The 23,731-nt window shown below is 61.7% G+C and carries 20 protein-coding genes, 1 tRNA gene, 1 other RNA gene and 1 riboswitch; of the genes, 17 read left to right on the top strand and 5 right to left on the bottom strand.

Annotated elements, in window-relative coordinates; translation table 11 throughout:
• Window positions 1–25: 25 nt before the first annotated feature.
• Window positions 26–802 (bottom strand): queuosine precursor transporter, encoded by a 777-nt coding sequence (locus HMPREF2857_RS04010; protein WP_069359013.1) that lies wholly within the window; start codon window positions 800–802, stop codon window positions 26–28.
• 829 nt (window positions 803–1,631) lie between these two features.
• On the opposite strand from HMPREF2857_RS04010, the gene gluQRS reads away from it, so the two are divergent.
• Window positions 1,632–2,588, top strand: a complete 957-nt coding sequence (gene gluQRS / locus HMPREF2857_RS04000; protein ID WP_070642840.1) for a tRNA glutamyl-Q(34) synthetase GluQRS — start codon at window positions 1,632–1,634, stop codon at window positions 2,586–2,588.
• 264 nt (window positions 2,589–2,852) lie between these two features.
• On the opposite strand, the gene HMPREF2857_RS03990 is transcribed toward gluQRS, so the two are convergent.
• Window positions 2,853–3,200 (bottom strand): DUF4288 domain-containing protein, encoded by a 348-nt coding sequence (locus tag HMPREF2857_RS03990; protein ID WP_016421859.1) that lies wholly within the window; start codon window positions 3,198–3,200, stop codon window positions 2,853–2,855.
• Window positions 3,201–3,342: 142 nt separating this feature from the next.
• Here HMPREF2857_RS03990 and HMPREF2857_RS03985 point away from each other — a divergent pair, with 142 nt between their 5' ends.
• The 16 genes from HMPREF2857_RS03985 to recR all read left to right on the top strand — a co-directional run bounded on the left by HMPREF2857_RS03985 (window position 3,343) and on the right by recR (window position 20,026).
• Window positions 3,343–3,795: a flavodoxin family protein gene (locus HMPREF2857_RS03985; protein ID WP_049190179.1), complete on the top strand. Its 453-nt coding sequence runs from the start codon at window positions 3,343–3,345 to the stop codon at window positions 3,793–3,795.
• 68 nt (window positions 3,796–3,863) lie between these two features.
• A complete protein-coding gene (locus HMPREF2857_RS03980) occupies window positions 3,864–5,102 on the top strand; it encodes an Nramp family divalent metal transporter (protein WP_070642838.1) in 1,239 nt (412 codons plus the stop codon).
• Window positions 5,103–5,191: 89 nt separating this feature from the next.
• A riboswitch (SAM riboswitch) is annotated at window positions 5,192–5,312 on the top strand.
• Between the two features lie 10 nt (window positions 5,313–5,322).
• Window positions 5,323–5,676 carry a hypothetical protein gene (locus tag HMPREF2857_RS10875; RefSeq protein ID WP_080969589.1) on the top strand — a complete coding sequence of 118 codons (354 nt, stop codon included), beginning with the start codon at window positions 5,323–5,325 and terminating at the stop codon, window positions 5,674–5,676.
• An 80-nt stretch (window positions 5,677–5,756) separates the two neighbouring features.
• Window positions 5,757–7,277: an AMP nucleosidase gene (locus HMPREF2857_RS03970; protein WP_070642837.1), complete on the top strand. Its 1,521-nt coding sequence runs from the start codon at window positions 5,757–5,759 to the stop codon at window positions 7,275–7,277.
• Between the two features lie 120 nt (window positions 7,278–7,397).
• Window positions 7,398–8,576, top strand: a complete 1,179-nt coding sequence (locus HMPREF2857_RS03965; RefSeq protein WP_070642835.1) for an HNH endonuclease signature motif containing protein — start codon at window positions 7,398–7,400, stop codon at window positions 8,574–8,576.
• A gap of 37 nt (window positions 8,577–8,613) precedes the next feature.
• Window positions 8,614–8,823 carry a heavy-metal-associated domain-containing protein gene (locus HMPREF2857_RS03960; RefSeq protein ID WP_049172422.1) on the top strand — a complete coding sequence of 70 codons (210 nt, stop codon included), beginning with the start codon at window positions 8,614–8,616 and terminating at the stop codon, window positions 8,821–8,823.
• Window positions 8,824–8,843: 20 nt separating this feature from the next.
• Window positions 8,844–11,054, top strand: coding sequence for a heavy metal translocating P-type ATPase (locus HMPREF2857_RS03955; RefSeq protein ID WP_070642833.1), 2,211 nt, complete (start codon window positions 8,844–8,846; stop codon window positions 11,052–11,054).
• Window positions 11,047–11,394, top strand: a complete 348-nt coding sequence (locus HMPREF2857_RS03950; RefSeq protein ID WP_065421667.1) for a metal-sensitive transcriptional regulator — start codon at window positions 11,047–11,049, stop codon at window positions 11,392–11,394. The genes HMPREF2857_RS03955 and HMPREF2857_RS03950 overlap by 8 nt, the downstream gene beginning before the upstream one ends.
• Before the next feature lie 176 nt (window positions 11,395–11,570).
• Window positions 11,571–11,656 (top strand) — tRNA-Ser (locus HMPREF2857_RS03945).
• Between the two features lie 233 nt (window positions 11,657–11,889).
• An RNA gene (ffs, locus tag HMPREF2857_RS03940) (signal recognition particle sRNA small type) lies at window positions 11,890–11,984 on the top strand.
• A gap of 313 nt (window positions 11,985–12,297) precedes the next feature.
• Window positions 12,298–13,767, top strand: coding sequence for a SulP family inorganic anion transporter (locus tag HMPREF2857_RS03935; RefSeq protein WP_070642832.1), 1,470 nt, complete (start codon window positions 12,298–12,300; stop codon window positions 13,765–13,767).
• A 125-nt stretch (window positions 13,768–13,892) separates the two neighbouring features.
• On the top strand, window positions 13,893–15,164 hold the full coding sequence (locus HMPREF2857_RS03930) for an aspartate aminotransferase type Ic (RefSeq protein WP_210384771.1): 1,272 nt from the start codon (window positions 13,893–13,895) through the stop codon (window positions 15,162–15,164).
• Between the two features lie 34 nt (window positions 15,165–15,198).
• Complete coding sequence (locus HMPREF2857_RS03925) at window positions 15,199–15,924, top strand: suppressor of fused domain protein (protein ID WP_070642828.1); 726 nt, start codon at window positions 15,199–15,201, stop codon at window positions 15,922–15,924.
• 30 nt (window positions 15,925–15,954) lie between these two features.
• Complete coding sequence (locus tag HMPREF2857_RS03920; RefSeq protein WP_070642826.1) at window positions 15,955–18,924, top strand: DNA polymerase III subunit gamma and tau; 2,970 nt, start codon at window positions 15,955–15,957, stop codon at window positions 18,922–18,924.
• Between the two features lie 114 nt (window positions 18,925–19,038).
• A complete protein-coding gene (locus HMPREF2857_RS03915) occupies window positions 19,039–19,362 on the top strand; it encodes a YbaB/EbfC family nucleoid-associated protein (protein ID WP_070642825.1) in 324 nt (107 codons plus the stop codon).
• Window positions 19,363–19,399: 37 nt separating this feature from the next.
• Window positions 19,400–20,026, top strand: a complete 627-nt coding sequence (recR, locus tag HMPREF2857_RS03910) for a recombination mediator RecR (protein ID WP_005511888.1) — start codon at window positions 19,400–19,402, stop codon at window positions 20,024–20,026.
• A gap of 33 nt (window positions 20,027–20,059) precedes the next feature.
• On the opposite strand, the gene HMPREF2857_RS03905 is transcribed toward recR, so the two are convergent.
• The 3 genes from HMPREF2857_RS03905 to HMPREF2857_RS03895 are packed head-to-tail and all read right to left on the bottom strand — an operon-like array spanning window position 20,060 to window position 23,623.
• The gene (locus HMPREF2857_RS03905; protein WP_070642823.1) at window positions 20,060–20,872 is read right to left on the bottom strand and encodes a type 1 glutamine amidotransferase; all 813 of its coding nucleotides are present in this window, start codon (window positions 20,870–20,872) and stop codon (window positions 20,060–20,062) included.
• Window positions 20,873–22,222, bottom strand: a complete 1,350-nt coding sequence (locus HMPREF2857_RS03900) for a MurT ligase domain-containing protein (protein ID WP_070642822.1) — start codon at window positions 22,220–22,222, stop codon at window positions 20,873–20,875. It lies immediately after the preceding gene.
• A 60-nt stretch (window positions 22,223–22,282) separates the two neighbouring features.
• Window positions 22,283–23,623: an exonuclease domain-containing protein gene (locus HMPREF2857_RS03895; protein WP_083310503.1), complete on the bottom strand. Its 1,341-nt coding sequence runs from the start codon at window positions 23,621–23,623 to the stop codon at window positions 22,283–22,285.
• Window positions 23,624–23,731: the final 108 nt, after the last annotated feature.

The following is a 23,731-nucleotide window of genomic DNA, read 5'->3' as shown; positions in this document are numbered from 1 at the left end:
CGAGGTCGCGGCACTTTTTTCGTCGTTAAGCGGGAACGTGCATGTCGTAGTAGCCTTCGCGACGCTTGACCCACGCGATGACGGCGTAGGTGAGTGGCATGACTACGATCTCGACGGCGGTCTTCCAGATGAAGCCGACGATGACGTAGTTGACGAAGGTGCCCCAGGTGTCGATGCCGATCGCGGTGGCGGCGATGGAGCAGAAGATGAGCGTATCGACGAACTCGCCGACCACAGTCGAGCCCATCAGGCGCGCCCAGAGGGCCTTTTCGCCCGTGCGCTTCTTAATGGCGTTGAGCGACCAGGCGTTGAGCAGCTGGCCGACGACATAACCGGCCAGACCTGCGAGAACAAGCTGCGGTACGGTGCCGAGCACGGTGGTGAATGCTTCCTGATTTTCGTACCACGGTGCCGCCGGGAGCTTGATGGCGGCAAAGAAGCAGAGCATTGCGCCGGCGAGGATGGCGAAACCGGTCCACACGGTGCGGCGGGTGGCTTTGTAGCCGTAGCACTCGGAAAGCACGTCGCCGATGACGTAGCTCAAGGGGAAGAGGAAGAAGGCACCGTCGGTGGCCAGGCCGAAGATTTCCACGCCCTTGGTGGCGGTGATGTTGGAGACGATCAGCACGCCGATGAAAATGGCCGTGAACATCGGGTACAGCGATTTTGGTACCGGGATGTGGCGTGGCGTGGTTGCTGTGGATTCGGACTTTACTGCGTTCTCGGGCGCGTGCGAGGTGCTCACAGCGGCAGCCTCGGCGTTGCCCGGCCCAGACTTGGGCAGGTTTTCGTTATTTGTCACGGGAGGGAATGTTACCTGCCGCTTAGGGCTCCAAGCGAGCGCCGATGAAGTCTTCGAGGTTGAATTTTCTAGCGAGAGCCGAAATCTCCGGGAGTCCAGTCTCTCTGCTAGCCGCTAGGGCTTCTTCTCATCGTTAATATTTTTCATACGAATGCTGCAAATAAATAGTGCAATGCAGCTAACGAGGAGAGCAACTAGAGAGATTTCAGAATAGAGCAATGCCCTGTCGGCCTTTGCGGTGACAGCGGTTGCGCTCATGTGAGCAGTTTGCTGAGCAAGCTGCCCCAGCGTATACATGCCATTTGCGATACCTAGTATGCAAATAATGCTTACCGCTATTCCTGCAACGGAAATGAACTGTAGTGACTTTAATTGTAAATGTGGTGGCATTGCTCACCTCGGAAAGATCCACTTACGAAAAGGCGGGCACACATCATTCCAGGTTGGATATCAAAGTTTTTGAGCGGTGCAAGTCCGTTATTCCCTGGTTGAGTAATGCGTCAGCGTTATGTGGGCTTGCGGAGGCCGTTCCTGGATGCATTGTGCAAAGAGATGTGACGGTAGCGCTTACAGCTAGGATTAATGATGTGAATTTACGACGGGTTATGTTTTTCCTTTTTGGTCATTATTGAGTGTCCTCAAATATGTTTGATCGGCTGGCATGGGAAAATTATAACAAAATAATTAATGCCCTATGGGGAGGTAATTGCGTTATTTTGGCAACCGTCTAATCTGGGGGTAGCCGATAGTCAATAAATAAGATTGTATGAATTTTAATTGGATGAAGGGATTGTCGCATTTCTTCTAGTCGGCTCGCTAATCTGTAATAGTGGCCAATTCAAAGCAAGCGATAACCGTCAACAGTTCAAAGCTCCTACCTCCCACCGGCCGCTACGCCCCTTCGCCGACCGGTCGGCTGCACCTGGGAAATCTGCGCACCGCGGTTCTCGCCTGGGCGCACGCCCGCGCGCAGGGTGGCCGCTTCATCGTGCGTATCGAGGACATCGACCGCCAGCGCTCCCGCCCCGAGTATGAGGCGCAGCAGCTCGCCGATCTGGAGGCCATCGGCATCGACTGGGATGGCACCCCGGTTCGGCAGTCTGAACGCTCTGGCCTGTATGAATCCGCGCTCGCCAACCTCACGCAACGCGGCTTGACATACCCCTGCTTCTGCACTCGCCGCGAAATTCTCGCCGCCTCCTCCGCGCCGCATGGCGTGCCAGGTCAGTATCCCGGCACGTGCCGTTCGCTTGACGACGAGCACCTCGCCGCGAAAAAGGCCGAATTTGCGGCAGCGGGGAGGAGGTCGTCGTTACGCCTGAAATCGCAGGTGCGTGAGGGGGCCGCGACCGATGAACTGCATGGCGAGATTACCGCCCCAATCGATGACTTTGTCCTCCAGCGTGCCGATGGCATGTGGGCCTACAACCTCGCAGTCGTCGTCGACGATGCCGAGCAGGGGGTGACCGAGGTCGTGCGTGGCGATGACCTGATGTCCTCCGCCCCGCGCCAGGCGTACTTGGCTGGTCTTTTGGGGTATGCGACGCCTTCGTTCGTGCACGTGCCGCTGGTGGTGAACTCTGAAGGGCGCCGGTTGTCCAAGCGTGATGGCGACGTGACTCTCGGTGAGGTGCCCGTGGATGCGGCGCAGCGGTGGATTTTGGATTCGCTCGGTGGCGGTGATGGCATCGATGGTGGCGGGAGCGCAGAGCTTGACTCCATCGCTGACCTCCCGGAGGCCCTGCGTGCGGGTCTGGAAATTCCGCGCGAACAGGTGATTTTCTAGGGCCCGCCGAGAACTATCGTTAGCGCATACGTTATCGGTAAGAGTGTGAAAGCAACTAGTGCCGCCACAATCGTCAAACCGTTTGATTGGGCTTTCAGCGCTGTTAGGAAGCTGATTAGGCCGAATCCGAAGACACCGACAGCGAGGGGTATTGTCCAGGCATCGGAGAGTGCAGTGCTGACGAAAAGCAGTCCAATGTAGCAAGCCAAGGCTAAGAGAAGTGCAGCAACTGCAAAATTGCGGGAGCGGTTCATGATATGGGTCTTAGGATTCCGCTAGAGGATCTTTGCCACCTAATTTCATTTCGAAGCGTTTGTAATCCTCGAGGGATGCGAAGTGGCGAGAATAGATGTCGATGTCTGTATCGACGCGACCGTAAAGAGCGGGGGCGACATCGACGATGTGGCGCAACGTGACAGATCCTCCCGAGTGGGAAGGATCTTCTGGGGCTAATTCATTTTCGTGGGCTAATGCTTCGACCTGCGCGTATGCGGCGCTATCAGAATCGGCAAAGACAATGTATAAGTCCTCACGGAAGAAGCTCTCATTCGCCGAGGTTGAATCTCTTTGCTTTGTTAACTCAAAAACTGCAATTCCGATGTATGGTTCCATCTATTTTTCCGTTCTTCGATTGCCGCCTAGTTCAGTACGAATTTGAGGCTTTCTTACTGGACGCCACGTTTACTCGAATTGATAAACATTGGATTGTTGCTGAAACCTGCGCTTACCCTATCACTGCCGATACCCTCGGGGCATGCCTACTCTTCTAGTCGTCCACCATTCCCCGACCCCGCTTCTGCAGGAAGTCTTAAGCCATGCGCTCGAGGGCGCCAACGACCCCGCGCTAGAGGGCGTGGATGTCAAGGTCGTCGAGGCCCTCGACGCCACCATCGATGACCTGACCAGTGCCGACGCTATCCTGCTCGGTACCTCCGCCAACTTTGGATACATCTCCGGCGCGCTCAAGCACTTCTTCGACACCACCTTCCGCGAGGCGCAGGAAGCCACCAAGGGTTTGCCATTTTCCTACTGGATCCGTGGCGGCTTCGACACCACCGGCGCGGAAAATGCCATGAAAACCATCACGACCGGCTACAAGTGGGAGCTTGCGGCCGAACCCGTCGTATTTGTCGGTTCGCTTGACGACGACATCCCCGACCGCCTGGTAAATCTCGGTGGCACCATGGCTGCCCAAATTTTGGGCTGATTGAAGATTTAGTGTCGGGGCCGTGAAATAATGGCCGGGTGAAAGATTCAGGGGTGCAAGGGGCGCAAGTGACGTCGTCAAGCGAGAAAAACCGCAAGCCCATGATGAGTCTGCTGGGGCCTGCGTTTGTGGCGGCGATTGCCTACGTGGACCCCGGAAATGTGGCTGCGAACCTGTCCGCGGGGGCGAGCTACGGGTATCTGCTGCTTTGGGTGCTGGTGGTGTCCAACCTCATGGCGATGGTTGTGCAGTACCTTTCGGCGAAGTACGGCCTGGTGACGGGGCGGTCGCTGACCGCAGGCGTTGCCGACCGCTTCGGTTCGAACCGGCCGGGGCGACTGGCGTACTGGGTGCAGGCCGAGATTGTGGCAGCAGCGACGGATGTGGCGGAAATCATTGGTGGTGCCACCGCACTGTATCTGCTTTTCGGGACGCCGATGCTGCTCGGTGGCGTCATCGTCGGTGTGGTCTCGCTGGGGCTGTTGCTGCTGCAGGGTGGGCGTTCGCAACGCACTTTTGAAGGCGTGATTGTGGCGTTCCTGCTGGTCATTACGGTGGGGTTCCTGGCCGGTCTATTTGTTACGGGCTTAAGCCTGGGGGAGATGGCCAACGGAATTCTGCCGCGCTTCCAAGGCGCGCACACCGTGGTGCTGGCGGCGTCCATGCTGGGCGCGACCGTGATGCCGCATGCGGTCTACCTGCACTCCGGGCTGGTGCGCGACCGCGAGTACAAGGTGGAAGATGACGCTTCGTTGCGCCAGCACCTGCGGGCCACGCGCATCGATGTCTTCGGTGCCCTCGTGCTGGCCGGGTCGGTGAATATCGGCATGCTGTGTCTTGCGGCCGAAGCGCTTCCGGGAGTGGAGGGGACTGACTCCATTGAAGGCGCCCACGCTGCCGTGACCAGCGCACTTGGTCCCGTGGTGGGCATACTTTTCGGCGTTGGGCTGCTGGCCTCCGGGCTGGCGTCGTCCTCTGTCGGCTGCTACGCCGGCGACCTGATTATGCGCGACCTCCTGAAGGTGCACGTGCCGATGCTGGTGCGCCGCGTAGTCACCATCATCCCGGCACTGCTGATTATCGCCAGCGGCGTGGAGCCGACGTGGGCGCTCGTGCTCAGCCAGGTGGTGCTGTCGATTGGCATCCCGTTTGCGCTGGTCCCGCTGGTGCGCATGACCTCCTCGCGTGCCGAGATGGGCATCTGGGCCAACACCCCACTACTGCGCCGGGTCGCGTGGGTTATCTGCGGACTCATCATCGCGCTCAACGTGGCGCTGGTGGTCCTGGTGCTGACGGGGAAGGGGTAGCTTCCGGGAGGGGGAGGTGGGGGCCTCGTCGTAAAGCGTGCGGGAGATGGTAGACAAAGCTGTCTAGTTGGTGTTAGGGTGGGCGGCACGATCACAAGATATCGACGAGAAATGGCCTTTGACAGCGTCGATAGGCAACCGCCCGATTCGCGGACCCGGTGCCCCAAAGGAAGATCAGCCCCACAGACCGCCTGCGGGGAAGAGCGAATAGGAGCGCCAAATGCACACCTCAATAAGCGACGTCCACATCATCCACCTCAGCCGTCACACCGCTGACCTTCTCGTCGACGGCCGACCCGTCGCCATCCGACTGCAAGAAGTCGACATCGACCCCCACTCCCGGAATCTCGTCCAACTACCCGTCGACCCCGCCTTCTACGCCACCCTCCGCGGCCAACAACGCGCCGACTACCTCAGCGCCCACGTCCGCGACGGCGTGCGCTACGGCCGCATCCTCTGGCACGAGCTTGACGACGGTCGCCACTTCCTCACCATCCCCACCATCGGCGGCTACCACGTGCACCAGGTCTTTGAGGTCCGCCGCAGCCGCGAAGGAGTGTGGAGCCGGCACTGAGCTGCTGGTTTCGTGCGCGTGCCTGGCGTGATGAGCGCGGCGCGGATGCGCGCGGGAACCTCTCCGCCTAGCCTTGGGCTATGCAGGTACGAGACTCCGCAACACCCCCGTTCTGGCCCACCGAAGGCGAAGGCGACTTCTACACCGACGCCGCCGCAGCCGTCGACCGGCTCACCGAAATCCACCGGGCAGGGATGGCCTACCTAGTCGAGCAGTACACCGCCGCCACCGAAGGAAATTCCGGGAGTGGGCCGGTGCGCGCCTACTACCCCGAACTACGCTTCACCGTTCCAGCCGGCAGCGCCGTCGAGGATGTCGACCCCTCCCTGTCACACGGCTTCGTCGACCGTCCGGGAGTGTATGCCACCACCATCACCCGCCCGGTGATGTTCCGCACCTACCTCATCGAGCAAATCACCGACCTGCTCGCCAACCACGGCGGCGAAGTCGAGGTGCGCGTCTCCGACCAGCCCATCCCACTCCGGATGTGCCGCGGATTCGACGCGGCCGCCGAGGAAGCGGCGGGGAGGGAAGGGGCGTCGGCAAGCATGCTGGCGGCAGTGGAGAAGACGTTTACCCCCATCGACTCCGCCAGCATCGACGACACCATCGCCGACGGCGAAGCCGACTACCTGGGTCTGCTCATCAAGCCTTTGAGCCTCTTTACCGCCCAGCGCATCGACCTCGCCCTCCAGCGCCTCGAGCACTACACCGGGTCGCACGCCGCAAACATCCAGCGCTTCGTGCTATTTACCAACTACCAGCTGCACACGGACGTGTTCCTCGAATACGCCGCCACCCTCACTCCCGGAAATCCGCACGGGTACACGGCGCTGGCGTGCCCGGGTGGGAAGCGCTACGACATCGGCGCCATCCCCACTCCCGGAGTTTGCCGTCAGCACGCGCACGCCTCGCAGATGCCGGCGTACCACTTGCTCCGCGACGACCAATGCGGCATCACCATCATTGACATCGGCGTCGGCCCCTCGAATGCCAAAACCATCACCGACTGCCTCGCCGTCACGCGCCCCCACTGCTGGATGATGGTCGGACACTGCGCCGGTCTCGACGGCCGCATGCGCATCGGCGACATGATTCTCGCCAACGGTTACGACCGCGCCGACGGAGTCCTCGACAACTACGTGCCCCTGGAAAAACCCATCCCGCCAATTGCGGAAATTCAGCTCGCCGTCACCAACGCGCTCGCCCGCGTCTCCGGACTCACCGGCGATGAGCTGAAAAAGCGCCTGCGCACCGGCACCGTGCTGTCGACCTCCGACCGCAACTGGGAGTGGCGCTCCCAGACCGACCTCTACCGAGAGCTGCAGAAATCCACCGCCATCGGCGTCGAAATGGAATCCGCCACCATCGCCGCCAACGGCTACCGCTTCCGCGTGCCCTACGGCGCGTTGCTCAGCGTCTCCGACATGCCGCTGCACGACAAACCCAAACTCCCGAAATCCGCCCGCGAGTTCTACCAGTCCTCCAAGGAAGAGCACCTCATGGCCGCCGTGCGCGCGTGCGAGGACATGGCCGCGGCTCCCGACACCCTCCACTCCCGGAAATTACGTCGGCCGGTGGGAGAGGTCGCGTTCCGGTAGGGCACTTTCGGGAGTGCGTCGTCAAGCCCGTTTGTGCAGATTGTGCATGCTTTACGACGGCTGTGGACAACGCCAAAAAGCGATTGAAGCCGCCCACTCCCGGAAACTAGCCTTAGCCCCATGACGACATTGGGACTGCTCAGCGCGCTGGCGACACGGGGTATTGACGTGCTCGCGGACCTGCGCGCCGCACTCCCGGAAAAATCCACCGGGCACCGGGAGTTGGCAGCCAGCATCGGCTTCGACCCCTTCCGCCTCAAGCGCCTGCTGCGCTGTGCCGAGCGGCTGTTCGGCACCGTCGAGGGCGATGTGGACGTCGAATCCCGCGACAAGGCCGTCGCAATCGCCCGGGAGCTGAAGCTGTCGCTGGACACGGTCATGCAGATCGACAAGCGCTCCGGGCAGCTCAACAACGTCGAAATCCGGGAGTACTACCGCCTGGACTTCACCCGCGCCGCCGCGGCCTACGACTTCGAGGGCCTCGACACCTACATGCGCACCAAGGTCAAGGAGCTCAACCGCACCGACGAGCCGCCGCAGCACCTGCGCGCCCACGTCTCCCGGAATCCGGACATCCGCGGGATGAAGCATCTGCAGGTCACTGGTCCGGCGAACATGATTGACGACCTGGTCGCGCCGCTGACCGTGCGCGCAGCTGAAATCGCCAAAGCGCACGAGGATTACACCCGGGATCGGTGCGTCGGTCAAGCGCTGGCAGAACGCTTGGCGCACGGGTCGGAGGGGCCGCTTGACGACGTCGACAAGCTCCGTTACCAGCCCGCGCTCATCGTAACCGCGCAAGACATCGTGGAGTACAGCCCGCGGTTTGCGGCGACCTCCAACGGCTCCGTCCTCACTCCCGGACAATTCGTCGAGGCATTGCTCGCGGACACCGGCTGGGTGCTGGTCTACGACGAGCACAACACTCCGACCGACCTACTCCCGATACACAACCCGCGCCTGGCGACGGAGGAACAGCGCATCGCGATGATCCTCGACAACCCCATCTGCGCGTGGCCCGGGTGCCCGCGCCCCGCCCACGCCGGGCAGGCCCATCACCTGGTCGCCAGGAAAAACGGCGGCGCCACGACTATGGAAAACATGGTCATGACCTGCAAAGAACACAACGCCGCCAACGATGACGACAGGCAAGGCCTCAACGGGCACCTCGAGCGTGACGACGGCTCCGGCGCGGTCTACCGCCACCCGCCGTCTCCGCACGCGCCGCCCGAATTCAACCTTGCCTACCCGACAGCTCTCGCGGGGCGGGCCTACTCGGGCTACCGTCAGCGCGAATAGCTTTACAGATATACCCGTAGGGGGTATACTTTGGGGTATGGCTAATCAAACTTTTACTGTTACTGGCATGACATGCGGACACTGCGAGGCATCGGTGCGGGAGGAAGTCTCTGAACTCCCGGGAATCACTGATGTCCAGGTTGACCGCTCCCGGAATTTCCTTTCCGTGACCTCGGATGCAGACATCGACACCGCTGCCGTAATCGCAGCAGTGGATGAAGCTGGCTACAAGGCGGTCGCAAACTAAACCCCCAAAGAGGAAAGCGGATGTCTGAGCAGCAACTTCTCACCCTTGATATCCCCGTCGGCGGGATGACGTGTGCGTCGTGCGCAAACCGTATCCAACGCAAGCTGAACAAACTTGATGGCGTTAACGCGAGCGTGAACTATGCGACCGAGAAGGCGCATGTGGAGGCGCCGGCGGACATCAACCCGCAGCAACTGATCGACACAATCGTGGCAGCGGGGTACACCGCTGAGCTTCCGCAGGAGGAGCCCGAACAAGAACCGGGTGCTGCTCCCGAAGGGAAAGACCGGGAGCTGGAAGACCTGCGCAACCGAGTCATCGGCGCTGTCATCCTCACCGCTCCCGTCATCGCAATGTCGATGATCCCTGCCCTCCAGTTCACTAATTGGCAGTGGCTGTGTCTCACGCTCTCGGCGCCGGTCTTTGTGTGGGCCGGCTGGCCGTTCCACCGCGCGACACTGAAGAATCTGCGTCATGGCGAGGTCACCATGGACACGCTGATCACTATGGGGACGACCGCTTCGTTCCTCTGGAGTGTGTGGGCGTTGTTCTTCGGGCGTGCCGGGCTGCCGGGGCTCAAGCACGAGTTCCACTTCACGGTCACTCCTGGTGATGCCGATATGAACATCTACCTCGAGGCGATGGCCGGCATCATCATGTTTGTGCTGATTGGTCGTTACTTCGAGAAGCGCTCCAAGCGCAACGCCGGTCAGGCACTCCGGGAGTTGATGAAGCTTGGCGCCAAGGATGTCTCCGTTCTCGAAAGTTCGGGAGTGGAGAAGCGGCTGCCCGTGGAACAGCTCCGTCCGGGAGTGGTGTTCGTCGTTAGGCCTGGTGAGAAGATCGCGACGGACGGCGTTGTCGTGGAGGGCGCGTCGGCGGTGGATGCGTCGATGCTGACCGGCGAACCGATGCCTGTCGAGGTCGGCCCTGGCGATGAGGTGACGGGGGCGACGATCAATACGTCAGGGCGGCTGCTCGTGCGGGCGACGCGCGTGGGCTCGGAGACGCAGTTGGCGCAGATGGCGGCGATGGTCGAGGCGGCGCAGACGGGTAAGGCGCCGGTGCAGCGGCTGGCGGATCGGGTTTCGGGAGTGTTCGTGCCCGCCGTCATCGCGATCGCCGCGGTCACGCTGGGCGCGTGGTTGTTTACGGGGCACGGCGCGAGTGAGGCGGTCACGGCTGCGGTCGCCGTGCTCATCATCGCGTGCCCGTGTGCGCTTGGCTTAGCGACGCCCACAGCGCTCCTGGTCGGCACGAGTGAAGGTGCCAAGGTTGGTGTGCTGCTGCGTGGCCCGGAGGTGCTGGAGTCGGCGCGGAAGGTCGACACGGTTGTGCTGGATAAGACCGGCACGGTGACTACGGGTGTGATGGAGCTGACGGAGGTCCCTCCCACTCCCGAAAATCTGCTGCCGCTTGCTGCTTCGGTGGAGGCAGCGTCGCATCACCCGATTGCGCAGGCTATTGTGCGTGCGGCGGATCCGGATTCTCTACTCCCGGTTTCGGATTTCCGGGATATTCCGGGAGTGGGGGTTGAAGGCACCGTGGATGGCCACCGCATCGAGGTCGGTCGCTCCGGGGAAAATTCCGGGAGTGGGGGGACGGTGGTTGCGGTGCGCCGCGACGGCGAGCTCCTGGGCACGTTGGAGGTGTCGGATTCGGTGAAGCCGACGTCGGCGGCTGCGGTCGCGAAATTCCGGGAGTGGGGGGTGCGGCCGATTCTGCTGACCGGCGACGCCGCCGGCCCGGCGTTTCGGGTCGCAGATGAGGTCGGTATTGCTCGCGAGGATGTGATTTCGGGAGTGATGCCGGAGGATAAGGTCGCGACGATTGAGAAGTTGCAGGCTGGCGGCGCGTGTGTGGCGATGGTCGGCGATGGCATCAATGATGCTGCGGCTCTTGCGCAGGCGGATTTGGGCATGGCGATGGGCACGGGCACCGATGTGGCGATGGAGGCTGCGGATATCACGCTGGTGCGTGGTGATCTGTTGGCGGCTGCGGATGCGCTGCGGTTGTCACGCCGGACGCTCCGCACGATTCGTTCGAATCTTTTTTGGGCGTTTTTCTACAACGTTTTGGCAATTCCTGTCGCCGCGCTGGGGTTGTTGAATCCGATGTTGGCTGGCGCTGCGATGGCGTTTTCGTCGGTTTTTGTGGTCGGCAACAGTCTGCGTCTGCGCGGTTTTTCTCCGAGTCAACCAGCTATTCAAAAAGGAGTAACTCATGAGTGAGTCTTGTTGTTCGTCGCAATCGCATTCGCTTGACGACGATTCTTGCTGCCATGACACCACTGATCCCGGTTATCTCGTGGAGAAGCGGCGTTATGAATCCCGTATCCGTCGCATTGAGGGGCAGGTTCGTGGCATTGGTCGGATGATTGAGAACGAAGAGTACTGTATCGATGTTTTGACCCAGATTTCGGCGGTGAATTCGGCGTTGAAGTCGTTGGCGTTAACTCTTCTGGATGCTCACCTCCATCACTGTGTGGTGCATGCGGCTGAGGGCGGCCCGGAGGAGTTGGACGCCAAGCTGGAGGAGGCCTCGGCGGCGATTGCTCGGCTGGCTAAGTAACTCCCGGAAAAATTCCGGGAGTGGGGGGGGCGAAACAGCAGTCGGCAGTCGGCAGCCGGAGTTGGTTGCTGTTGGTTGCACCGATTGCGCGGGAGTGCCGCTTCAATGCCTCGTTTTCCCTGGTAGGGGGAGCGTTTTGGGAAAATGGGGTTTGTTGGGTAGTCTTTAACGACGTTGGAGGATTCGACTAGCGGCCTATGTCACACGCCTGGAACGCGTGCGGGAGTCACATCCCTCGTGGGTTCAAATCCCACATCCTCCGCAGAGTGAAGACCCCCGGTTTACGCCGGGGGTTTTCTTGTATTTATGCAGGTGAGTGGATTTGCAGTGTATGCCGGGGGCTGCGGGGAGGCGGGGAACTGTCATGAATGCTGTCACGAAACTGGTGACGAATCCGTGGTGGCAACGCCCTGATTAGTGTGGCAGTTCTTCGCTGAACGGTGCGGCGAGCGCTAGCAGTGTGACTTTTTGCGTGGGCCTGTAGTAGGCTGTCTTCACGGATCCCATGTGGCGTCCATCTCGTGAACTCCCCCAGGGCAGGAATGCAGCAAGGGTCAGCGAGCTCTGACGGGTGCGTGGGGTCCCCTTTTTTTATCCCCGGCGTTCTTCTGGCACTTATGGCCAGGTTTCGGGCACTTGTCGGCGGTTTCCTGTGATCTATCGATGTTTTTCGGCACTTATCCCCGCGATATTGGCCAGGCCATTTCACCTATCGATGAGCTATTCACTTATGGCCACGCTGCAGCGCATCGATAGGTGAATACCTTGGCCACAAGTGGTCGCGTTCGCTGGTCTGGAAGAATACTGTGCATGAGCGATGCAGACGACACGCGAGTGCCACCACAGACAACACGAGAACCGCTAGAAACACCAGCACCAGAAACCCGAGAAACCCCAGCGCCAATGGGCGTGTGGGACTCCTTCCGGTTCGCAGTTTCTTCACCGAAGCGCCTGCGCACCGAGCTGCTGGCCGGCGCGGCGGTGTCGTTCGCGCTAATCCCCGAGGTCATTTCGTTTTCCATCTTGGCGGGCGTGGACCCGGCGGTGGGCCTGTTTAGCTCGGTGATTATGGCCATCGTGATTGCCTTTACGGGTGGTCGCCCGGCCATGATTACTGCTGCCGCTGGTTCGGTTGCGCTCGTCGTCGCGCCGTTGTCGCGGACGTACGGGATGGATTACCTCATTCCAACGGTGCTGCTCGCGGGTGTGTTGCAGATTGCTTTTGCGGCGCTGGGTATCGCTAAGCTGCAGCGTTTCATTCCGCGCGCGGTCATGATTGGCTTTGTTAACGCGCTGGGTATCCTCATTTTCACTGCGCAGCTGGAGCATCTCATCGATGTGCCGTGGCTGGTATATCCGCTGGTCGCTTTGGGTATTGCGATTATGGTGTTCCTGCCCCGCGTGTTCACCGCGATTCCGGCTCCGCTGGTGACTGTGCTCGTCGTCACGCTTGTTGCGGTGGTGGCGGATTGGCGCGTGCCGAACGTGAGCGATATGGGCGAGCTCCCGGAATCTCTCCCGCAGCTGCTGATCCCGAATGTGCCCCTGACCTGGGAGACTCTGCAGCTGATTGCGCCGTATTCGGTGGGCGTGGCGATTGTCGGCATCATGGAATCGCTGATGACGGCGAAGCTCGTGGACGACATCACCGACACGCATTCGGACAAGACCCGTGAGACGTGGGGGCTGGGCGTGGCGAACATCGCGGGCGGTTTCTTCGGCGGCATCGCTGGCTGCGCGATGATCGGTCAGACGATGGTGGGTGTGAAGGAATCGTCGGGACGCACTCGCTTGACGACGCTCTTTTCCGGTGTCTTCCTGCTCATTCTGGTCCTTCTGCTCAGTTCTGCAGTTGGAGTGATTCCGATGGCGGCGCTGGTTGCGGTGATGGTCGTGGTGTCGGTGGACACGGTCGATTGGCGCTCGATCTCCCCGCGGACGTTGCGCCTGATGCCGCGTTCGGAGACGGCGGTGATGCTGGTGACGGTCATCGCTACGCTGGCGACGGATAACCTCGCCATCGGCGTGATTTTGGGTGTGGTCGTGGCGTCGCTGATGTTCGCGCGCCGTGTCGCTCACCTGGTCAGGATTGAAGTGCTTGACGACGACCCCAGCGCCCACTCCCGGACGTACAAGGTGCGGGGGCAGCTGTTCTTCGCCTCCAGTAACGACCTGGTGTACCAATTCGACTACACCGATCCTGCGCAGCGGATTGTCATCGATATGTCGGAGGCTGAGATTTGGGATGCCTCCACAGTGGCGGCATTGGATTCGGTGCGGGTCAAGTTTGCTGACCGGGGCAAAGAGGTAGAAATTATCGGCTTGGAGGGGCCGAGTAAGCAGCGTCTGGATGCGCTGTCGGGGAAGTTGTAGAAATCCCAATCCGGGGTATGCCTTACACTTGGTTGCAAAGCCGGATGCGGCGCGGGGAAAAGGTTTTCCGTGCCAGTTTTGTCAGGTTTTAACTTATGTCCGATACCTGGGAGGGTGCGTACACCATGGCCGTGGATTCCTTCGATGTTCAGCAGCTGGCGGCACACAAGGATGAGTTTGCGAAGGCATATGAGGAACTGAAATCCCGTAACCTCGCACTGAATTTGACTCGTGGTAAGCCGTCGTCGGAGCAGCTCGATTTCGCAAACGCCCTGCTGGGTCTCCCGGCGCCGGATTACATTTCGGCTTCTGGGGAGGATGTCCGCAATTACGGCAACGCCAAAGGCATTACTGATATCCGCGCTATCTGGGCGGAACTGCTGGATCTGCCGGTGGAAAACGTCCTGGCACAGGATGCTTCCAGCCTGAACATCCAGTTTGACCTGATTTCGTGGGCCATGCAGTTCGGCAATGTGGACTCGGAGCGCCCGTGGAACGAGGAGCCGGTGCTGAAGTGGCTGTGCCCGGTTCCGGGGTATGACCGGCACTTTTCCATTACGCAGCACTTCGGCATTGAGATGATCCAGGTGCCGCTGAATGAAGACGGTCCGGATATGGATGTCGTGGAGAAGCTGGTGGCCTCCGATCCGCAGATTAAGGGCATGTGGAATGTCCCGATGTTCTCGAATCCGACGGGCGTGACCTACAGCGCTGAGGTCTGCCGCCGTCTGGTTGAAATGGAAACCGCTGCTCCGGATTTCCGTCTGATGTGGGATAACGCCTACATGGTTCACACGCTGACGGATGAGTTCCCGGAGATTCACAACGTCATTAAGTGGGCGGAAGAGGCCGGTAATCCGAACCGCGTGTGGGCTTTCGGCTCGACTTCGAAGATCACCTTCGCAGGCGCTGGCATTGCTTTCTACGCTTCCTCGGACGCCAACTTGGAGGATTACCTCAAGCACGCTGGTATCCGTGGCATTGGCCCGAACAAGGTCAACCAGTTGGCTCATGCCAAGTTCTTCGGTGACGCGGAGGGCGTGCGCGAGCAGATGCGCCGTCACGCAGGTTCGCTGGCTCCGAAGTTTGAGAAGGTTCTGCAGATTCTGGATGAGCGCCTGTCGGAGTACGGCGTGGCAGAGTGGTCGAAGCCGACCGGCGGTTACTTCATCAACCTCGACGTAGTTGATGGCACCGCTCGTCGCGTGGTGGAGCTGGCTAAGGAGGCCGGCATTGCGCTGACCGGTTCTGGTTCTTCCTTCCCGCTGAAGCAGGATCCGAATGACCGCAATATCCGCCTGGCACCGTCGTTGCCTCCGATGGAGGAGCTCGAGGTTGCTATGGATGGCGTCGCTACCTGTGTGCTGCTCGCCGCCGCTGAGAAGGCGACTGCGTAGGTTAAGCAGGCCAGGTAGGTCGGGATAGGACTATATGAACTTCGAAGAGACGAAGTTTTGGATCTCCGGGCTTTTCCCCGGAGAACCCCAGGTCGGCGAGTATGTGACGGAGCTGCCGGCCAGTGGTCGGCACGGGCAGGAACACGATTCGGCTCCGCTTCGGGTCGCTGAGTTCTCGCTTTACGACGGGCCGGACGGCCAAGCGAACGTGCGTCGTCCGGAAACGGCAGCCGCCACCGTGGAGTTGGGCCGCAACTACTGTGGTCTGACCGGCGCAGCAAAGACGGATATCCGCGTGGAGCTCTTCTCCGTCGCATACGCTGATTTTCCCGTGGCCACCATGGTCGCGGCCGCGGGAGCGCTGGTGGAGGAAGAGCCGGAGTTCCTGTCGCCAATTCCGGGCCGTGTTATTCCGAATGCGGTGCGGCTGGCTGCCGATCAGGTGGCCGAGGTAGGGGAGTCGTCGTCAAGCACTGCCTTTACCGTGGCGCACGTGCTGTGCAGGGTGCCGTATGTGTGGAGCGACGGGGTGCCGAATGTGTCCGAGATGCCGGGCAAGATCAGCCTGCATGAGGGCGATGTGGAGTCGCCGCAGGGGCGCATGACCACGATGACGCAGCTGGTGCCAATTACGGATGCGGAGCTGGTGTTTTATGAGCAGCAGGGTCCGCAGGCGTTGATGCAGAAGTTGGCCGAAGTGGACGCTGACCTGCGGGATTGGTGCCGCGAGTCGGTTGTTGCCCAGGAGGGTTCGAACTAGCCGGTCCGGGGTGGAAGGTAGGCTGAGCACGTGGCTCTGTATAGGAAGTATCGTCCGGCATCGTTCGCCGAAGTGGTGGGGCAGCGGCACGTAACTGACCCGCTGTCGGCGGCGTTGGAATCTCGTGATGCGCAGGGGCGTCCCAACCGCATCAACCATGCGTATTTGTTCTCCGGGCCGCGTGGCTGTGGCAAGACCTCGTCGGCGCGCATTATGGCGCGCAGTTTGAACTGTGCGGAGGGGCCGACGGCCACACCGTGTGGCCAGTGTGCGTCGTGTCGTGCGTTGGCGCCGGGTGGTCCGGGCAATTTGGACGTTATTGAGCTGGACGCGGCTTCCCACAACGGTGTGGAAGATATGCGTGAGCTGCGGGAAAAGGCTATCTTCCAGCCGGCGGAGTCGCGCTACCGCATCTTCATTATTGACGAGGCGCATATGATTACCGCCTCGGGTTTCAATGCGCTGTTGAAGATTGTGGAGGAGCCGCCGGAGCATCTCATCTTCATTTTTGCGACCACGGAGCCGGAGCGTGTGCTGCCGACTATCCGTTCGCGTACGCACCATTACCCGTTCCGATTGTTGACCCCGCCGGATATGCGCGGGCTGCTTGAACGTGTGGTCACGGCCGAGGGCGTGCGGGTAGAGCCGGACGTGTATCCGCTGGTCATCCAGGCCGGTGGCGGTTCGCCGCGTGACTCGCTGTCGGTTATGGATCAGCTCATTGCTGGTTCCGGCACCGATGGTGTGGATTATGAGACTTCTGCGGCCATTCTCGGTGTCACTGACAGCGTAATCATCACGGATGCGATTGAGGCGCTGGCGGCAGGCGATCGCGCGGCCATGTTTAGCGTGGTCGGGCGTGTGATTATGTCGGGCCAGGATCCGGCTCGGTTTGCCTCGGATCTGCTTGGCCGGGTGCGTGATTTGCTGGTGCTGTCCGCAGTGCCGAACGCGCTGGAGCAGGGGCTTGTAGAGATTCCGGAGAGCCAAATCGACGGCGTCCTGGAGCAGGCCGGGACAATTCCCCCGGCTACCCTGACGCGCTTCACGCAGGTGCTCTCTGACGGCCTGCGTCACTTCCGCGGCGTGACTTCGCCGCGTCTGCTGCTCGAGGTCCTGTGCGCGCGCATGCTCCTGCCCGCCACCGAAGACTCCGTGGAGTCGCTGCTGCAGCGCGTAGAGGCGTTGGAACACGGCAGGCCCGCGCTTGCCGACGGCTCGGGGGCCGCAACCCCCGCATCGGCACCGGTGTCTTCCGATGCGGGGCCGGGGTCGGGTGCGGCTGAGGCCGATGCTTCGCCGATGCAGTCTGGCCAGTCGGCTCGTGAGGCATGGCGCCAGCGGAATGCCCAGCGTAAGAAGGGTGCGCAGACCCAGGGCAGTCGTGCTGGGCAGGCAGCGCCAGCGCAGACACCGTCGCAGCCTCAGGCTCAGCCGGAACCTGTTCAGCAGCAGTCTGCACCAGCGGCACCGGTGTCGCAGGAGTCGGTAACTGAGCCGCAGCCTGCACCAGAAGCATCTACTGCGACCGCTGAGCAGCCTGCACAGCCTGCACAGCCTACGCCGGCCGAATCAGTTGAGCAGTCTCAGCCGGCCGAACAACCGCAGCATCCTGAATCGGCTGAGCAGCCGATGTCCGAGGAAGAAGCTCAGGCGGAGAAGATTCGTGAGTTCCGTCGGAAGATGGCGGAGCATGCCCGCATCAGCGAGCAGCAGACTCGGGCGCAGCTTGCGCAGGAGCGTGAGCAGCAAACCCGCGAGCGTGAGGGGGAAGGCGGCTCGATGTCGATTGTCGAGGAAGAGCCAGTTGTCTCTGCCTCGCCAGCTCACTCTGAACAGCCAACTCAGGCCGCCCAGCCCGAGCAACCAGTCCAGCCTGAGCAGCCAACGCAGACTACTCAGGCACCAGAATCGCAGCCGGCGCCGCAAGTTCAGCAAGCACCAGAGCCAGCACCGCAACCGCAACCGGAACCAACACCACAGCCGGAGCCCGAACCTGCACCCGCCGGTATCGAGAAAATCCGCGAGCACTGGCAGGAGATTCTCGCAGCAGTCGACGGACAGCATGCGTTCCCCATTCGCGTGCTGGCCGAGCAGGCGGTACCGCTCGATGTCGAAAACGACACGCTCGTCATTGGACACAGCACAGGAGCGCTCGCTACCAGGCTCAATACGCCTGATTACGCTCAGGCACTATCCACTGCCGTGAAGCAGGTGACGGGCTTCAACGGCCAGGTGCACTGTGTCGTCGGTACGCGCCCGCGCGCACCGCGTTCAACAGCTACTGGTGGTGGTTCCGGGGAGGATGATTCGTCGTCAAGAGGTTCGTCCTCGCCGAACGACACCGCCCCTGCACCGACCCCCGCAGCACCAGCGCAACCAGAGACATCTGAGCAGCAGGTACAGCAGGAACAGCAGACGCAGTCAGAGCCAGCACCGCGCCCGCAGCGGTCATCGACATACGCATCCGTTGTTGAGCGCCGTGCCAAAATCGAAGCCGCCAAGCGTGCTGCGATGGGACAGCAGGCAGGTCACGACCAGCCGGCTCAGCCACATCAGTCACGTCAGCCAAGCCAGCCAGCTCAACCGAACCCGAACCCGGCCCAGCAACAGCCGCAGCAGCCAAACCAGCCGCAGTCATTCCTGCGCGCGGCACAAGCAAACGCACAGGCCAATGCCCAAGCGAACGCTCAGGCCCAGGCCAATCAGGATTCGGGCTTCGGCGGCGTCCCACTGCCACCAGAGCCGATGGAGGAGTTCGCTCCACCAGAGGGCGCAGAGAGCTACGGTTCGCGCAACCCGTCCAACTACAACTCCAACGCCAACACCAACTACAACCCGGTTCCCCAAACCCCGCAGGACAACAACTACGAAGAGGACACCTCCGAGTACTTCGAGGCCGCGAACGAGGTCGGGTCTCTCGATCACCGCTCGCTAAAGGACGTGGTCATGGAGATGCTGGAAAAGGAGCTGGGAGCCAAACCGCTAGAAGACCGCTAGAGCCGTTAGAATGGGGCGGCGATGCGCGTCGTAAAGCATGGGCGATGAGCCTTAGAAACGTGCGCGTAACTACAAATCAGCACGTAAAGAGCACAATAGTTAGGAACATTAGTTATGACTCAGCCAGATATGAACGCAATTCTGCAGCAGGCACAGCAGATGCAGGCACAGCTGCAGGCAGCTCAGCAGGAGATCGTCGCTTCCACCATCGTCGGTGAGGCCGGCGGCGGTCTGGTCAAGGTGACTATGCAGGGCTCGGGCGAGGTCACGGACATCGCCATTGATCCGAAGGTCGTTGACCCGGAGGACGTCGACAGGCTGCAGGACCTGGTTCTCGCTGCTTTCCAGGACGCTACCGCTAAGGTGCAGTCGCTGGCGGAGCAGAAGATGGGCCCGCTGTCCCAGGGCTTCGACGGTCTCGGTGGCCTCGGTTTCTAAATTAGCGTTTCAGACCAGTATTTGTAGGTAATTATCATTGTTCGAAGGACCACTCCAAGATCTCATTGATGAGTTCTCGCGCCTGCCGGGCATCGGCCCGAAGTCAGCTCAGCGTATCGCTTTCTACCTGATGAAGGCGGAGCCGGAGGACATCGGCCGGCTCCAATCCGCGCTTGGTCGGGTGCGCGAGGGTGTGCAATTCTGCCGGGTCTGCGGCAATATTTCGGAAACCGATGTGTGCCAGTACTGCTCGGACACACGCCGCGACCGAGGTTTGGTGTGCGTCGTTGAAGAGGCGCGCGATATCCAGGCCATCGAGCGCACGGGGGAGTACAACGGTCGCTACCACGTGCTCGGCGGGGCGCTCGATCCGCTCGGCGGCATCGGTCCGAACGAGCTCAATATCCGCACGCTGCTGCAACGTATCGCAGGCGTGCTTGACGACGTCGACGAGACCCAACCCCCAGAAATCCACGAGGTCATCATCGCGACTGACCCCAACACCGAGGGCGAAGCCACCGCCACCTATTTGGCCCGGCTGCTGCGGGACTTCCCGGATCTCGAGGTCACTCGGTTGGCCTCCGGCATGCCGCTCGGTGGTGACTTGGAGTTCGTCGATGAACTGACCCTGTCCCGCGCGCTGACGGGCCGGCTGAAGGTCTAGGCCCGCCAACCGGCCGCGCGCGAAACTACAAAACTAGCGCTCGCTCTTCGGACGCGGCTTGGACAGGATGCGCTCTTCGCGCAGCTTATCCACGACCTCGAGGTCCAGCGGAGCCAGGCTCGACAGGTCCTGGTTGGTAGCGCGGGCCAGCAAAAGATCAGCCAGCTGCGGATTGCGAGCCAACACAGGTCCGTGCAGGTAGGTACAGATAATCGAGCCCTGCACCGCGCCTTCGACGCCACCGGTCGGTGTGAGTGCAGAAACATCCACTCCCGGAGCAATCCCGGAGTCCGCCTGCTCCACTTCCGGGCCGGTATTGCCCACGCCACGGACAACCCGACCAAGCGGCTTCGCATCGGCACCCAGGGTCGTGCGACCCATGTGGTTTTCGAAGCCAGTCAGTGGGCTGGCGTCGACGTCGTCAAGCAAACCGTTCTCGGGATCGATGAGCGTGCAGATTTCGCCGATCGCGCGCGACTCGAGCGAATCGGTGGTGCAGTCGACAAGGCCGAGACCTGCGACGTCGCGTCCGCCCGCGCGGAAGGAATTGCCGAAGATCTGGAAGCCCGCGCAAATCGCGAGGATCTGCTTCCCAGCTTCGGCTGCCTTTTTGATGCCGCCGTCATTGATCAGATGCTCCACCGCGATGGTCTGTGCGACGTCCTCGCCGCCGCCGACGGTGTAAATATCCAGGTCGGTGGGGACGGCATCGCCCAGCTTGATCGGGACAATCTCGGCGTCAATCCCCCGCATCCGCGCGCGTTGCCGCAGCACCAGCGCATTTCCGTCATCGCCGTAGGTGCCCAGCACGTCCGGGAGGATCAGGCCGATAGACAGCTCGCTCATTTACTTTTCCTCCTGTGCTCGTTCGATGTCGCGCTTCAAATCGCGGAAGGCGGTGTAGTTCGCCAGCACCTCAACTCGGGTAACGCTTGACGACGACCCCCGCGCCTCACACGACCGGATCGCCTGCAGCGGATTTGCGACCAACCTCGCATCGATGCCCGCATACAGCAACCGCACCGCGAGGTCAGTTCCGCGTTCGCCCGCGGACAGTACATCCATGCCGTCGAAGTCCTCGAAGCGGACATCCCACAGCCAGGACAGGTCCTCGCCGTCAGCGACGTGACCGTTGACTGCGATGACCACTGCATCTGCGGTGCGGTCGACCATGGACAGCGCCTCCTGCCAGCCCGCGGGGTTCTTGGCCAGCAGCATGCGCACGTGCTTCTCGGCGCCCTTGTCATCCCGCACAACCATGGTGGAGTAGCGGCCCGCAACGTTGTCGACGGTCTCGGTGGCCCGGAGGGACTTCCCCAGGTCCGCGCCCATATCGACAGCGCCCGCGATTGCCAAGGTGGCGTTGCCGCGGTTGGCGTTGCCCGGCAGCGTGAGGTTCATCGGCAGGGTGTCGCCAGCAGGCGTGATGACTCCCTCCGCAGTGATGCGGTAGTCCGGCTCAGGGCGCTTGAACTCCGAGCCGTCCGGGAGTGGCTTCACGGCATACCAGTCGTGGCCGTCCTGGATGATAGGGCCGCCGGTGCGCGGGGAGGAGGTGGCATCGTTGGTCCAGCCGCCGCCCGCGGAGACCCAAATAACCTTCTTGGCATCCCACGCAGCCGATGCGATGAGTGGGTCGTCGCAGTTGGCGATGACCGTCGCCTGCGGGTTAGCGTCCACCGCAGCGCGGAGTGTGGCCTCAATCTTGTTGATCTCGCCGACGCGGTCGAGCTGGTCGCGGGAAAGGTTCAGCAGCACCAGGACCTGCGGTTTCAGATCCTCTGCGATGTGCGGGACGTGCAGCTCATCGACTTCCAGGACCAGGCTGTCCGCATCGGGAGTAGCGAGCAGCGCGGAGATGATGCCCGCGTCCATGTTGTCGCCGCCTTCGTTGGTGGCCACGTTGTGGCCAGCGGCGCGCATGGCGGCCGCGAACATGCGGGTGGTGGTGGACTTGCCGTTGGTGCCAGTGATGATCGCGGCCGGGCGTCCCTTGCCGAGGGAGGCCAGAATGCGCGGGTCAATCTTCTGCGCAATCAGGCCACCGATCATGCCGCCCGCGCCGCGACCGGACTTCCGGGAAGCCCAGGTGGCGGCGTGAGCGGCGGATGTGGCGAACCGTGCGCGCAGGCTCGGGGAGCTTGTGCGGTCGCGACTGTGGTCACTTACGTCGTTATGTGAAGTGCCTTCTTTCATAACTGTGTATTTTACTGTGAATAATTCATAGAACGAATGCGCTGGCAAAAAGCCCGAGCCCTATTTCTCCATCTCGCCGACCAGTCGCAGAAATGCCTCATCGGAAACGATCGGAATGTCCTTCCGGTGGGCATGCATGGCTTTGCCGGTTAGCTGATCCGGCGTCACATCCGCAGGTCGGTTACACACCAGCACCGACGACTCCCGAGTGACCTTCTCCGAGTACGCCAGCCCAGCCCGCACACCCGCCGCAATCAACTCATCCGGGTCCAGCGACACCTCTGGCGCCACGACGAACTCCATGCCCGTCGCGAGCTGCCGCCCCGGCGTATAACGGCCGGGGTTCTCCACGGGGCGCGGCGCTTCCATCGCGTCGACACGCACTGTCGAGCGCTGCAGGCCCACAATGTCCTCGCGCAGCTGGTCGGGCGTGTACATGTTCAGGGTTGTACCCTCGTCGAGCCCGCCCTGTGCGCGGAAGAGCGCAAGCGTGGTGGTGACGTCATCCAACGTCCGCACCCGCTCCGGCACCGAGATGCCGGCAATCGATGCCTCGGGTGAAGGCACATCGAGGCCGTAGGCGCGCGCGACGGCGCGCAGGCGTGCGTCGTCAAGCCGTTTGCCCTGGCGGCGCGCCGTTTCCAACGTATCGGCAATCCGTGCGGGCGCCGGAATTCTCGCGACGCGAGTGCGCGTACGACGACGCCCCCGCTTATTCCGCGCGGATCGCTCACGATTCGCTTGACGACGGGCCCTCTTGGCCTCGGCAACTATAAAACCCCAGACCAGCGGCGCATTATGAGCAACCAACGTGCGCCCATCGAGCGCGTGCGCGAGCTTGGCCTGGATCACCCCGAATTTCGGAGCCCCCTCGAAGTCCGCGGGCTCGAGGCCGTGGAGGTGTGTCGGGCCGGGATCCTCGGTGGGATTGATGACGACATGCCAGGTGTCCACGATGTTGCCGCTGCTGTCGACGGTGGACACCCCCAGGCTGACCAGCCGAGACGTCTTGGGATGGATGCCCGTGGCCTGGATGGACACGATTGCGTAAGGAGCGTCCTCCGCTGACGAGAACTGTTTGTGCTCGTCAGCAGCCTTTGTTGCGGCGGTCTCGGCTGTGGCCGGTGTGGGTGTGGCCGGTGTGGGTGTGCCAGCGGTACTCGCGCCGGTTGCGGTTGCGCCGGTAGTAGCCGCGCTGGTCGTGGCCGCGTCGGTGGTGGTTGAGGCCGGCGTAGCTGCCTTGGTTGTGGCTGCGTCCGTTGTGGTGGAAGCCGGTGCTGTTGGTGGTGTTTTCGCGCCCGCTGCCGACGCGCGTTGAGAACGGCGACGATTCCGCCGCCGCCTCTTCGTCTGAGAAGAGGTCCCAGTCGCTTTGCGCTCCTCGCGCGCCGATTCAGTCATGCCTCAAGACTAGCGGGTGCGCTCACCCGCGGAGAAAGTGACTAGGTTTATGACACTTTGAGCACAAAATTTGCCAGGTAGGGTCAGGCGGTGAATGCATCACCACTT

The organism is Corynebacterium sp. HMSC076C10 (genome assembly GCF_001812455.1).
Classification (GTDB): domain Bacteria; phylum Actinomycetota; class Actinomycetes; order Mycobacteriales; family Mycobacteriaceae; genus Corynebacterium; species Corynebacterium jeikeium_D.
This window is presented reverse-complemented; position numbering and strand designations above follow the sequence as displayed.